This window comes from Methylomonas sp. 2BW1-5-20 (genome assembly GCF_052474515.1).
In genome coordinates this window covers 4,479,065-4,492,071 of the sequence record NZ_CP184127.1, presented here as the reverse complement: position 1 = coordinate 4,492,071, position 13,007 = coordinate 4,479,065, and the positions used below count along the sequence as shown (strand labels likewise).

The 13,007-nt window shown below is 53.4% G+C and carries 14 protein-coding genes; 7 read left to right on the top strand and 7 right to left on the bottom strand.

Translation table 11 applies throughout. From position 1 onward, the window contains the following. Nucleotides 1-20: 20 nt before the first annotated feature. The 4 genes from ACH50O_RS20670 to ACH50O_RS20655 all read right to left on the bottom strand — a co-directional run bounded on the left by ACH50O_RS20670 (nt 21) and on the right by ACH50O_RS20655 (nt 3,546). Nucleotides 21-428, bottom strand: coding sequence for a hypothetical protein (locus ACH50O_RS20670; RefSeq protein ID WP_446809635.1), 408 nt, complete (start codon nt 426-428; stop codon nt 21-23). Between the two features lie 36 nt (nt 429-464). Further along, a complete protein-coding gene (locus ACH50O_RS20665; RefSeq protein ID WP_446809634.1) occupies nt 465-2,288 on the bottom strand; it encodes an ATP-binding protein in 1,824 nt (607 codons plus the stop codon). Next, nucleotides 2,285-2,929 (bottom strand): LuxR C-terminal-related transcriptional regulator, encoded by a 645-nt coding sequence (locus ACH50O_RS20660; protein WP_446809633.1) that lies wholly within the window; start codon nt 2,927-2,929, stop codon nt 2,285-2,287. Before ACH50O_RS20660 ends, ACH50O_RS20665 begins: the two co-directional genes overlap by 4 nt. A 224-nt stretch (nt 2,930-3,153) precedes the next feature. Further along, a complete protein-coding gene (locus tag ACH50O_RS20655) occupies nt 3,154-3,546 on the bottom strand; it encodes a hypothetical protein (RefSeq protein ID WP_446809632.1) in 393 nt (130 codons plus the stop codon). A 352-nt stretch (nt 3,547-3,898) separates the two neighbouring features. Here ACH50O_RS20655 and ACH50O_RS20650 point away from each other — a divergent pair, with 352 nt between their 5' ends. The 3 genes from ACH50O_RS20650 (at nt 3,899) to ACH50O_RS20640 (ending at nt 6,374) form a co-directional block, all read left to right on the top strand. Beyond that, nucleotides 3,899-4,603, top strand: a complete 705-nt coding sequence (locus ACH50O_RS20650; protein WP_446809631.1) for an Lcl domain-containing protein — start codon at nt 3,899-3,901, stop codon at nt 4,601-4,603. Between the two features lie 60 nt (nt 4,604-4,663). Continuing rightward, nucleotides 4,664-5,242: a hypothetical protein gene (locus ACH50O_RS20645; RefSeq protein WP_446809630.1), complete on the top strand. Its 579-nt coding sequence runs from the start codon at nt 4,664-4,666 to the stop codon at nt 5,240-5,242. A 289-nt stretch (nt 5,243-5,531) separates the two neighbouring features. Beyond that, nucleotides 5,532-6,374 (top strand): alpha/beta fold hydrolase, encoded by an 843-nt coding sequence (locus tag ACH50O_RS20640; protein ID WP_446809629.1) that lies wholly within the window; start codon nt 5,532-5,534, stop codon nt 6,372-6,374. A 117-nt stretch (nt 6,375-6,491) separates the two neighbouring features. Here the strand turns inward: ACH50O_RS20640 and pgi are convergent, their stop codons facing one another. Then, nucleotides 6,492-8,129 (bottom strand): glucose-6-phosphate isomerase, encoded by a 1,638-nt coding sequence (gene pgi, locus ACH50O_RS20635; protein ID WP_446809628.1) that lies wholly within the window; start codon nt 8,127-8,129, stop codon nt 6,492-6,494. Nucleotides 8,130-8,438: 309 nt separating this feature from the next. Here pgi and ACH50O_RS20630 point away from each other — a divergent pair, with 309 nt between their 5' ends. The 4 genes from ACH50O_RS20630 (at nt 8,439) to ACH50O_RS20615 (ending at nt 11,305) form a co-directional block, all read left to right on the top strand. Beyond that, nucleotides 8,439-9,032: a hypothetical protein gene (locus ACH50O_RS20630; protein ID WP_446809627.1), complete on the top strand. Its 594-nt coding sequence runs from the start codon at nt 8,439-8,441 to the stop codon at nt 9,030-9,032. Between the two features lie 132 nt (nt 9,033-9,164). Then, nucleotides 9,165-10,058, top strand: coding sequence for a copper oxidase (locus tag ACH50O_RS20625; protein ID WP_446809626.1), 894 nt, complete (start codon nt 9,165-9,167; stop codon nt 10,056-10,058). A gap of 59 nt (nt 10,059-10,117) precedes the next feature. Then, nucleotides 10,118-10,540: a YqaA family protein gene (locus tag ACH50O_RS20620; RefSeq protein WP_446809625.1), complete on the top strand. Its 423-nt coding sequence runs from the start codon at nt 10,118-10,120 to the stop codon at nt 10,538-10,540. A gap of 3 nt (nt 10,541-10,543) precedes the next feature. After that, nucleotides 10,544-11,305 carry a hypothetical protein gene (locus ACH50O_RS20615; RefSeq protein WP_446809624.1) on the top strand — a complete coding sequence of 254 codons (762 nt, stop codon included), beginning with the start codon at nt 10,544-10,546 and terminating at the stop codon, nt 11,303-11,305. Nucleotides 11,306-11,388: 83 nt separating this feature from the next. On the opposite strand, the gene ACH50O_RS20610 is transcribed toward ACH50O_RS20615, so the two are convergent. Then, the gene (locus tag ACH50O_RS20610; RefSeq protein WP_446809623.1) at nt 11,389-11,919 is read right to left on the bottom strand and encodes an MOSC domain-containing protein; all 531 of its coding nucleotides are present in this window, start codon (nt 11,917-11,919) and stop codon (nt 11,389-11,391) included. Between the two features lie 107 nt (nt 11,920-12,026). Beyond that, the gene (locus ACH50O_RS20605; RefSeq protein WP_446809622.1) at nt 12,027-12,791 is read right to left on the bottom strand and encodes a hypothetical protein; all 765 of its coding nucleotides are present in this window, start codon (nt 12,789-12,791) and stop codon (nt 12,027-12,029) included. Nucleotides 12,792-13,007: the final 216 nt, after the last annotated feature.

Genomic DNA, 13,007 nt, shown 5'->3' with positions numbered 1-13,007 from the left:
CATTGCAAAACCACCGAAAATCAAACCTTCACATCCACTAAAGCCGGCAAGGCCATCCCGTCTATACGTTTAACGTTGCTCAACACTTTTTCCAGAAAAGCGGTATCCTGGTTACGGCCTTTCTGGAATTCAATCATCCCTTCGATTTGCCCCAGATAATCGACTTTAACGTTGCCGATATCGTCGGCCTGGGATTGGTTATTTATCGCCACCGGAATACAGGGCACGATGTCCAGCAAGCCGTCAACGCCGGACTTAATCAAGCTGTTGATCTCATTCAACGAGACGTTATGCATATCGACGTTTTTTCGCCCGGCGCTCTGCTCGGAGACGGTAGCGGCGGGTTTGATGTCCGGGCTGCGCGGCGGATATTTTCCGCTGGCGGTTTGGTAGGCGGCAAGGCTTGGCCCTATATTCGAGATAGTCATGGCAAACTCCGGATTTCAACGTTAAGGTTGCCGGTGTTAAACAAGATTGATGCCATTGTTCTCTGCTTGAGGCGGCAAAGGCGCGTATCCGGCTCCGCTTATGGCGGATGCCGGCAGCAGCCGGCTTAACAGGGTATGCAAGGATTCCGGCTCCAGCGGCTTGTGCAGCACCAGATAACCTTCCTGCTCAGCTTGCGCAAGAGCCGGCGAATCGAATTCACCACTGACCATGGCACCCGCCGCATCCGGGCAACGTTCCAGCAATACCTGTAATAATTCGAAACCGCTCTCGCCGGAACGTAGGCGCTGATCGCAGAATATCGCTTGCGGCTGGAAGCCACTATCCAACATAGCCAAGGCTTCGCTGCCGGAGGCCACGCATTCGGTTTGTACGCCCCAGGCATTCAGCATCGCTTGCCACGCTCTACGCACCTGAGGTTCGTCGTCGACGATCAGACATCGCCCTCGCAACATCTCCTCCTGGAATTCACTGGTAAACGGTATCTGAAAGCCGGCGTGCCGTTCATCGGCTGACGCAGTCGGCAAACGCAACCAAAATCGCGAACCAACACCTTCGCGCGATTGCAAACCCTGGCTGACACCCATCAGATCGGCGCAGCGCGCCACCACTGCCAAGCCCAAGCCGTGGCCCGCGTTGTCGATGCGCCAGGCGTGCTCAGGACGAAAAAACGGCGAGTACACCCGTTGCTGATCGGCTTCGGCAATGCCGACGCCGGTATCCCACACTTCGAGTTGCCAAGCGCTACCGCGGCGCCTTACCGCCATCAACACACCTCCGCTCAAGGTATAGCGCAAAGCGTTTTGCATCAGGTTGATCATCGATTGCCGCAACAGCATCGAATCTGCCATTACCAAGGCTTTGCCGCCGCTTGGCCGCACTCTCAACTCGATTTGCCGGGTAAGCGCTTCTTCCCGAAACAATGTCGCGACGTCGGCCATCAGCGGGTCGAGAGCCACAGTTTGCAGATTGACCGGTAACGCCCCCAGCTCGATACGCGACAAATCGAGTAAGGAATTGAACATCTGGGTGATCGACTGCACACTTTGTTTTAACTCCTGTAACGGTTGCCGCAAGACCGGATCCTGGTTGCGACGGGAAATCGACTCGATCAGAAAACCCATCGCATGCACCGGCTGGCGCAGGTCGTGGCTGGCGGTAGTTAAAAACTGATTTTTGGCGCGTAACGCGGCTTCCGCTTTTTCCGTGGCCTGCCGGTAATCCTCTTCCAACTTGATTTGCTGCAAGAAAAATCCGTGCGAAACCAAAGCCTGGCGGTCCAGCGTCCAGAGCATCACCCCGGATAGCGGCAGCACCAACAGCCAATGCTCGGGAAAGGCCCAGGGGGCTATCATCATGCACGGTAGCCAGGCGGCATTCGCAAAACGGCGATATACGGCCAATACCGGCGACATTTGCGACGCGTTGGCGGCGACGATAGAAGTAAGAATGACGGCTTGCAGCAACGTAAATTCAAAAGGCACTCTACCTGCGGTAATTAGGCCGCTGGCAGCCAAACCCAAGCCGTGCAGAGTTGCCGTTCGATAGACAGTAAGCAGCCATTTGCCAAGCACCTGTTCATTGGTCAGTTGTTCCCGGTCCCGGCGGTAGCCGCTATGTTGCAGCCTTACCGCGACGCCGGCCAACAGGTAAGACAAGGTCCAAAGCCAATAACCTTCCGGATTTAGGCCCAGGCTGTATTGCCAATAGCCGAACGCAACCCCGGAAATGGGTAGTAAACCAATACCGTGAACCAAGCGACTGTAGGCCATATCCAGCAGCCGAGCCTGACCGGACGCGCCGAGATCGGCAAATGTTAATTGCGATAGGCCTATCGTCATTCCAGCCTCCTGCCGCGCAACATCGTGATGACCTCGATCCGGTTGCGCGCACCCAATCTCTCCAGAATCCCGGTCACATGCTCCTTCACGGTTTGCTCGGACACCGACAAATTCAAGGCGATGCGTTTATTGGGCAGCCCTTTTAACATCATCGCCAGTACTTGTCCTTGGCGGATGGTCAGGCCAAGCTCACGCGCTGTCACGGGCAACTCCTTACTCGGAAATTGGCGTCCGGCGAACTGTTCCCCGCGCTGAAACCAACTACCGCCCTGCAGCAATGCAGCCACCGCCTCGGCGAAAACATCCGGGGTCTCCTGCTTATGCAGAAAACCGTCGGCTCCGGCCATCTTGCTCTTGTCCAGCACCGCCGTATTGTCGTCGGCGCTGATAACTAATAAGCGCGTCGCCCGGCACCGCCGCTTCAGCTCTTCCAGCAAACCCAGCGATGCACCCTCGGGCAACCAGAAGTCCACTACCGCCAGCGATGGCGGCCGATCAGCATCAAGAATATCCCAAAACTCGGCGACGCTGAACACAGCCCGCGCCGCATCGAACCCGCAATGGGACAGCAAAAAATCAGCAATGCCGCTGGCCGATAACGGATGGTCGTCTATAACCAGCGCACTAATCCTATTTGTCACACAAATAATCCTCTTTAACATCGATAAGCCCGCGCCCGGCCGGTTTTGCGGCCTTAGCTTATCAACTAAATAAACGCAGGCGAAACTTAACAAGCCACCTCAACTTTCCGTCACCCTTATCAGTCAAAATCAGCCAGTTCAAGCCGATTGCAAGGAGTTGGATTCGCCCACGACAAGCTGTCGGAGCAGAGCGCGCCGCAATACCTCCCTTGTTAGGTATTGCGTCAGCATTTGCCCGCAGCGCGTAGCAATTGATTACAGCTGGCATTGTTGGTTTTTCCAATATCGCTCGATCCTTTGGTGAAATCCGTACACATAGCATCAGCCCCGCTTGCCATACCCCAAGTTGCGACTTTACCAAACCCGGACGGCTCTAAAATTTCACATTTAAAAGTGGCGCCATCATCAGTTTTAACCGTGTACTGTACGCCGTTATAACCGGCTGGCGCTTCTGTCGCCTGTGAATTGGTGATTTTAAAGCTGCCAGCTTCACGGCCAATAGCCATTGATATTTTGGTCTCCGCTTTGCCACTGCCTTGAGCGGAAGTGTTATTAGCTGTTGTTGCGCAGCCGGCAAGCATCAACAAGCAGGTTACCGTCAGAAGTTTTTGTGCCATTTTTGATTCTCCACCGCTCCGAGTTAAGGAAACGCAGGGCATAGGAGCGTGAAGATATGCCTAACGTAGAGTTGCGGCATCAGGCCCGCCCTCCCATGTGCCAGGTTGTTTACAACCTCGCCGCTTGCCGGCGCCGACTGTTTTTCCGGCCGTTAACCAAGACCTCAATTAGGCCGGGCAAAAACATGCAAATCAATTACATCTTAACAAATTAGCTCTGCTTTCCGACACCCTACTCCGGTAGGGTTCCCTGGCTGTATCAGCCTTCCGATAATGCCGCCCAGTCTTGGAGCCGTTAGGCGCGGTTACCGAGTATTTGCATCCGTTCAAGAACTGCTTTTGGAGAAACATCATGAAACATCAATCCATATATGGCGCCGCCATGGCTGGCCTGCTAATGGCCGGCAATGCGCAAGCGCAACTGTTCGACCGCGGCGGCGGCCTGATTTACGACAGCGTACAAAACATCACCTGGCTAGCAGACGCCAATTACGCCAAAACCAGCGGCTTCGACGCCGAAGGTAAGATGAGCTGGCAGAACGCCTCAGCTTGGGTGAACGATCTGAGTTACCCGGACAGTGTGCGCGGCGTCACCTATAGCGATTGGCGGCTACCGGCCTTTCATGACTTGGGCGTACCGGGTTGCGACTACGGCTATAACAACACCGACTGCGGCTTCAATGTATCGACCGCAAGTTCGGAGCTGGCACAGCTGTTCTACGGCGATTTCGCCAACAAAGGCTTTGTCGATTCGCGCGGCCTGCCCCAACCCGGTTACGGTGTCGTCGACGACCCGGCTACTCCCGCCGACGAAAGCTTGTTCAGCCACATCCAATCCTTCAGTTATTGGCTGGGCAGCAGTTATGACGGCGACGCCAGTAAAGCCTGGCATCTGAGCACCGCGACCGGCATGCAAAACTATATTAGCAAGGGCAACAATTTTTACGTCTGGGCCGTGCGCGACGGCGACGTGGCGGCGGTGCCGTTACCTGGCGCGGTCTGGTTATTCGGCAGTGCGCTGATGGGCGTTCTATATGCGAAGCGCCGCGGCGCATAAATTGATTTTTAACTCGGCGAGCGGCTTCAGACCGCCGTTTATTACCATCAAGGAGACATTATGAAATTAAAATTATTAGCAGGGGTGTTGGCTGCGACCCTATCCAGCGTGTCGGACACTTATGCCTCGCAAATCGTGCTGACCTTTGAAAATTTGTACGATTGGGATTTGGTTGACGGTTACGGCGGCATTTCCGGATGGCAAGCCGGCGGAACATTGCGAGATTATTCCATTTATCCATCCCATCGGCCGGAAATGGGGGATAGTTATTTCTCGGTTTCCCCCGGCGGTGCGGAGTTGAGTTTCGACGCCGCGCCGGTCGTGTTTGAGGGAATACATTACAACTTTGTCGGCTTCGACAGTCATGTCAGTTACGACCTGTATTACCAAGATCGACTGGTGTATAGCGCACCGTTGGTTCCGGAAAATCAGCCCCCGGAAGTTTACTGGCTGGCATCCGGTTATAGCGGCCTCATCGATAAAATCTATTTTCACGGCACGTCGGACGGCGTCGTCATCGACAACCTGATCTACTCTACAGCAGCCCCCGTGCCCTTACCCGGCGCAGCCTGGCTGTTCGGCGTCAGCTTGGCCGGTTTATTTGCCCGAACCGGCCGCCGGCAAATACAGGCGACATAAACTCACCAACCCCAATCAACCAGGAAATGTCGAACAGGAAGCTGATCAAACGCAGACGAGCCATTCGCCGAACTCTTAATACGGCTAAATGCCCGCACCACGTAGACTTTTGTCCTGAATACGTTTGCCGATCGAAAAACGCCTTCTTCCACCCGGAGAAGGCAGGGGTGAGAGAATTAAATCGGCAACTTGCCTCCCACTCCCTAAGTCAGATGGCATTTTTAGGCGACGCCGCCGACAAAAGGAAATTTCCAACCGCAACCCCGCCACCCTACTCCCGAGGCTAGCAATGAAATTCAGACCATCAATCTCGGCCACGCTTTTGATATTGATAAGTATGTTGAACGGTTGCGCGACTGCCATCCCGAACGTGACCACGGTTAAAACTGCCGGCCGGCAAGTGGAATTTGCACTGAGCAAGCACGACACAACGCCGGTCGTATTTGAAAACGGGCTGGGCGGAACTTTCGACTGGTGGGAGGAGGTTTATCCGGCGATAGCCGGAGATGCCACTGCTTTGGTTTACAACCGTGCGGGCTACGGTAACAGCGAGCAAGTCGAGGCGTCGCGCGATGGCCGGCATATTGTCGAAGAGCTGCGAGACTTACTTGCCAGCCAGAGCCTCGCACCACCGTATATTTTGGTGGGGCACTCGCTGGGCGGTTTGTATATGCAATGGTATGCCCGGCATTATCCGCAAGAAGTTGCTGGCCTGATTCTGGTTGATTCGACGCATCCCGCCCAGCTCAAAGGCCCGGGCGCTATCGAAAACTGGCCGATATGGGTGCGTTGGATATTTGGTGTGATGATGTCGGCGACTGCCAATCGAGAGCTGGCCGCGCTGGATCCAACTGGCGACGAGGTGTTAGCGGCCCCTGCATTCACCGGTGCACCAGTCATAGTGCTGAGCGCGGCTCAACCCTTAGCGGATACGTCGGAGTTAGCAATCGACGCCAACCAAAAGCGAAAAGATATTGCGCGGTTACATCCGGGAGCTATGCAACGCTGGGTAGATAGCGGCCATGCCATTCCGCTGGAAGAACCGGAGTCCGTCATCTCGGCAATCCGCGAAGTCTTGTCGACCGCGCGGCCCATCTCAGGGGAGCCCAATACAGGGACCGGCGCCCCCTAGGCCGGATTCATCCAACGTAGTTACTCCCCACCCTAGCGCTCTCCCTGCCGGAGAGCGGTTTTTAAGACGCCCTCTTTGAAGTATGCCTTGAAATTGGCAACTCCGGTGCGGATGGCCTTATTTGCGCAAACGTTTGTAAGCGTTGATCAAGCCGTTGGTGGAGCTGTCGTGGTCGGTGATAGCGTCTTCATTTTTCAGCTGAGGCAGAATCGCCCGCGCTAACACTTTCCCCAATTCCACTCCCATTTGATCGAAGGAATTGATATTCCAGATCACGCCCTGCACGAAGATTTTGTGTTCGTAAAAAGCAATCAAGGTGCCCAAGGTTCTGGGAGTTAATTTTTTAAATAAAAACGAGTTGGACGGTTTGTTGCCTTCGAAGATTTTGGAGGCAATCAAGGCGTCATCCAGATTGGGTTCATGACTCAAATCTTTTCTGACCTCGCCCTCGGTTTTGCCGCGCATCAAGGCCTCGGCTTGGGCCAGAAAATTAGAGATCAGAATGTCGTGATGGTCCGGCAAGCTGTATTGACTTTGCGCGGCCGCCAGGAAATCGCCGGGAATCAATTTGGTACCCTGATGAATCAGCTGGAAAAACGCGTGCTGACCGTTGGTGCCGGGCTGACCCCAGATGATCGGCCCGGTGTTGTAATCGACTTTTTCGCCATGAATAGTGGCGCTTTTGCCGTTGCTTTCCATGTCGCCCTGCTGGAAGTAATCGGCAAAATATTTCAAGGATTGCGCGTAAGGCAGTATGGCGTAGGTTTCCGCTTCGAAAAAATTGTTGTACCAAATACCCAGCAAGCCCATGATTACCGGGATATTTTTTTCGAACGGCGCGCTGCGAAAATGCTCGTCGGCCAAATGTGCACCCATCAGCAACTCTTCGAAATTATCCATACCCACATATAGCGCGATCGACATGCCGATCACTGACCATAACGAATAACGCCCGCCGACCCAATCCCAAAATTCAAACATATTGTCCGGATCGATACCGAACTCCTTAACTTTGGCGACATTAGTGGATATTGCCACGAAATGCCTGGAGATATGCGCGGGATCGACCGCGGATTGCAAAAACCAGTTCCGCGCCGAACGGGCGTTGGTCATGGTCTCTTGCGTGGTAAAGGTTTTTGAGGAAATCAAAAACAGCGTGGTTTCCGGGTTGAGCGGTTTCAGCGTCTCGACGATGTCGGTTTGATCGACATTGGACACAAAATGCGCTTTCAGGCCGTCCTTGCCGTAAGGCGCCAGCGCGGTATCGACCATTTTCGGCCCCAAATCGGAACCGCCGATACCGATGTTGACGATGTCGGTGATGGCTTTGCCGGTGAAACCGGTCCAGGCGCCGGAACGCACCTGCTCGGTAAATACCCGCATTTTTGCTAAAACCTTATTGATTTCCGGCATCACGTCTTTACCGCGAAAAAATACCGGCTTGTTGCTGCGGTTACGCAAGGCGGTATGCAAGACAGCGCGTTTTTCCGTGGTATTAATAATGGAACCGGAAAACATGGCTTCGGTCTTGGCGGAAAGCTCGGCCCGATTGGCCAAGTCGATCAGCAAGGGCAAGGTTTCATCGGTAATCAGATTTTTGGAAAAATCGAACAGCAAATCGTCAAATGTTACGGAAAACTTGTCGAAGCGTTGTTTATCCTTATCGAACGCATCCTTCATGCAAAATTTGCCGGAAATCTCGCGGTGATGTTGCTTAACGGCATTCCATTCGGCAGAGTTTATTAATTTGGACATATTGTTGTTATGTAATTAACCGGAAGGTTTTTTCAGTGGACCTGAATAGATAGAGGCAATTTAAAGGAATGATTCATAACCCCATTATAAGGATTGTCTTTGATCGCTGACAAAAAAAATTACAGCTTGAATCCCGCATCCCAACTAGCGCACGATAGCCTTTCTTTGGTTATGGCTATGTGCTAGAGTTAGCCACTGTTTTGATCGAAATCAGGCAGTTACGCTGGCCAATGATTTAAACAAGTTTCATGTGTAAACGCATGAAAAATAATAAAAACTACAGCATTTATTAACACGGGAAGGGGATTTATGAGAAGCTCTCGCATATTTAGAAATAGTTTCATCGGCTTGTTGGGCCTGCTTTTTTCTTCCGCGCTTTGGGCGCACGGCGGCGCGGCGGGTACCGACACCGACCAATGCAAGTTCGAACTGGAAAAAGACCACTGGATCCATTACACCGCCTATCAGCCTACAGCCTATCCGGCTGAAGAGTTTTGCGGCAACATTCCCGATACCGGTACCTTGACCCAATTGGTATTCGACTATCAAGACCAACGCTACCGCGGCATGGCCATCGAATTCGAAGTCACCAAAGAACCCGAAGGCAAACGCGTATTCTTCCAAGCCGCGGAAAAACACAAATCCGGCACCGTGATTCTTAACCTGCCGCAAGGCGTGCCGGAAGCCGGCAAACACCTGATACACATCACGCTGCTGCAAGATAACGGCGAAAGACTGGACGCCCACATGAGCTTCAAAGCCGGCGCCGGCCAACCGACCAGCAAAGGCAGCTACGGCTTGTACGCCTTGGTGATATTCGCGGGTTTGTACATCCTGTATTTGTCTAACGCCGGCTTTAAACGCAAAGTAGACGAACTGATCGGTAAAGCCAAAGAAGTTTAACGAATACGCCTTAAGACTCGTTATTCCGCCGATGCTGCGCGGCGGAATAACGTACTTTTCGGCAGCCTTGTCAATCAGAACTATCGCGGCATAATCCAGCTATACACAACGCCCCCTTGAGGTAATGCAATAATGGTCAAATTCGTATCACTTGCCACACTGGTCTGTGCCTTGTCTGTTACTCCGGTTTTCGCAAAAGAATTCCAGGATCACACGCAGATGATGAACCACGGCGACGGTCATTTGATGGATATGGATGGCGGCATGGTCATGGGACAAAACACCGACACCCTGCCAGGCGGCTGCGACAAAATCGCCGCGACCAAAGAAATTACCGTACACGCCGGACACAAATATTCCGAAAAATTTCCCGGCACCATGTTTGCGTTCGATCAGCAGGAATATCAATTCGAACCGTGCACCAAACTTACCGTGCATTTCATCAACGACGATGAAATCCGTCATCAATGGATGATGCATGGTCTACCCAAATACCTTTATCCGAAAGGCATGTTCCATTTGGAAGTGAGCGGCCCGGGCAAAGTCTCCGGCACCCTGATCCTGCCGCCCGGCGACAAAACCTATTTGGTGCATTGCGACATCGCTCAGCACATGGAAAAAGGCATGAAAGGCCAACTTAAAGTCGGCAAGGGCAGCGAGGAATTACCCAGCATTCCCGGCGTCACCGCCGCCATTTTCCCGGACGATTACAGCGGCAAACCTTACGATCCTAAGCTGGATGCACCGGTACCTAGCACACCTGTCGCAGCTCCGGTTGCGGCTGCACCGATAACGCCACCCTCACCGGATGACTCCATCGTTTCCGGCACAACTGTTATCGGTCTGGCTATCGGCTTTGTTGCGGCGCCTTGGTTGGCAAAACGCTTTAAAGGCATGAGCGCCGGCGAAGTAGTCGCCACTGTTTTGGAAAAAGCAGCTGAAGGCGTCGGCTACGTAGTACGACTGATCGGCAAACTGATCAAACTAGTATCCGGCAAAAACGTCATCGCCCTGCCGGACAAATAAGAACTAAGCAAAAAGCCCCTGAAACAGTTGTTTCAGGGGCTTTTTTATGGGCTAAACAAATGCAATTAGAATCGCTCGGCCCGCTGGGATTATTTATCAGCGCGTTTATTTCATCCACCATCGCCCCCGGCGGTTCGGAAGCCGTACTGGCTTATCTGGTTAATAGCCAACAACATTCGGTCAGCCAGTTGGTGGCTATCGCCAGCATCGGGAACACGCTCGGCGCAATGACGACTTGGTGGCTGGGCCTATGGACTGCAAAAAAATATCCCGCCGAAATGCTGACCAAGCAACATCGAAAGTCTTTAAACACCGTGCGTAGCTGGGGCAGTTGGGCCCTGCTGTTTTCCTGGCTGCCACTGGTTGGCGACGGCCTGTGTTTTGCCGGCGGTTGGTTGCGCCTTTCCATGCTGTCCTCGCTGTTGGCGATTTTTTTAGGTAAAGTGTTGCGTTATATCGCCGTTGCCTACGCCTTTGTCTAAGCCATGAGTTTCTTTTTCTTACCGCACTTCCCCGCCGCCAATACCGTCGCCGAGCACCGCAAGCGCGATTATCAGATTGCCGCGTTTACCTTTGTCACCACCACCATCTGCTTGACGATGGACGGTTTCGCGCCGCAATTCATGCAATATGTGTTGGCGTTTTTTGGTTGGCTATTTTTGATTGCCTGGCTGCGCGGCGAATGCAAATATGTGCGCACCCAAGTAGCCGTTGCGGTAACGTTTGCGGTAATCGGCGAGTATTTCGCGTCCGTGTATATGAAAGGCTATATCTACCGCTTCGGCAACGTACCCGCCTATGTGCCCGCCGGTCACGGTCTGGTGTATCTCACCGCCGTGGCGCTGGGCCGTTCCGGGTTATTCCAGCAACACGCCCGCCGTATTGCGATATTCGTTGTGGCAGCCTGCGGCACCTGGGTAGCTTGGGGGCTCAGCGGTTATAGCCGTTTGGACATCATCGGCGCAGTGCTGTTTGTGGTGTTTTTGGGCTACTTGTTCAAGGGCCGCTCACCCATGGTTTACTTGGGCGCGTTCTTCATCACCTCCTGGCTGGAAATCGTCGGCACCAGCGCCGGCACCTGGGCCTGGGCCGAGATTGACCCGGCTTCGCACCTGCCGCAAGGCAACCCGCCGAGCGGCGTCGCTGCCTGGTATTGTTTGGTGGATGCGGTTGCTATTGCCGGCGCGGGGCCGGTATTGCAGATTTTCACTAAAACCGCGTTGGTGTTGCAGCGGCAAAGGGCGTGACCGCTGCAGGCTTGGTTGAGCGAAGCGATGCCCGGCAAGAACGCCTTTAATGCTGGGTTTCGCGCAGCTCGACCCAGCCTACATTACTCCACATGTCGGATCGCATTCAGCCGCACTCGATCACCCAGACGAATCAAGCCACCAGACAAAATCCGCGCCGTCATTCCGCCATGACCACGTAGCGCGTTATAACTTCCCAGACCCAGTTCGGCCGCCATTTTTGAGCACGGATCGCAAGGCCCGGTGACTTGAATAATCACCTCATCGCCCACTGCCCATTCCAATATCGCGTCCGGGAACGGCGAGCGCATACCGATAAGATTGAGTCCCGAAACCACGAGGTTGCGCCGCAGCCGAGTCGGTTCCAATTCCGCAAGCCCACACCAGTTGGCAATAAGGGGTAAATGTTCGGCCTGAAATAAAGTCAGTTCGCGTTTTGACGATTGCCTGCCGGAACGCGCAGCAGTTGCTCGCCGGTCACCGAGCAATCCCCGCCCCGGCTCCGCGCGGGCTTCATCGGCCACAACCGCCAGCTCGCCACGTGCCGGACGCAGGATGATGGCTTCAATTCGGCCTTCCGACGTGAATTGTTGAGTTAGATCGCGGAGAGTCATGATTGGGTGGCGATGCGGCGGGGCGGTGAATGTAGCTAGCCTAGCGCAATCGCACGAATTTGAAACATTTCATTTCTCCGCTTACCTCAGCTAATCGGAGTCCCAAATCATAGGCGTAGGGTGGGCAAAATTTGCCCACCATTGATCATCACGCCATCATTTCCGAACGAGTAAACGGTATAATCCATCATTCCGCGTGGGCACAAAAAGCATGTGCCCACCCTACTGGGCTCCGTAAAGTGGGGTTGATTTTTGATGCCTAACGCCATAGTTAACCGGCGGCAATGCGGAGCATTGACGTCCGAGTTGAACGAACGGTTAGGCTGGTGATAGATGCTTGAATGGCTAACCTCTCGGCCACTAGGTTTCATTTTGCTCTGGCACGATGGAGAGGACAGCCCCTGGCTTGCCTTCACGTAAAGTGAAACCTCGTTGTAAAGCATGCTTACCCCAAAACTGAAATTTTCGACAGCAGCTTCCTCTGCGCTCTTGCCCTCAATGTTCAGCATGCTCTTTGGCACGCCTATCAGGCGAGAGATGTGGTTCATGCGGTCGACAACGCCCTTGAGTTCAAGGTTGTGTGCAATATGGTTGCGCAGGCTATTGAGCTTTCTTGCTGCCTCCCATACGTTTGGATGCAGACCTTCGCTGCAGAGGGCTTCTGCAAGACAGATGGCTTGATGGCACTCAAGTTTTGCCAAACCAAGAGCTTCCTTGTTCTGAAGTCGCTCATCCACAAAGGCACGGACTTGCTCCTCGACTAGCAAATGAAGCTTGAGGATCAACAAAGACAGATCATTCCCTCTTGGAAGCAGCGTATAAAACTTCCGAAAGGAAGCTATCGCATGCGCGTCTGGATCTGGAATGGTCATGAAAAGCCTAACAAGTAATTAAGTAGTTTCCGTATATCATCCAGAAAACGAGGATATACGTTCGTGCCTTAGTCTAACAATAATTTTCCTGCACCAAAGCAACTTTCCCGTCTCCGACAGACGGATCACTGTCAAACAGAATAAATCGACAACAATCTGGCCCTTCACCCGTAGTGGCTTTAACTCTATCTCCTTGCTCATTTACGGTTAAAATAA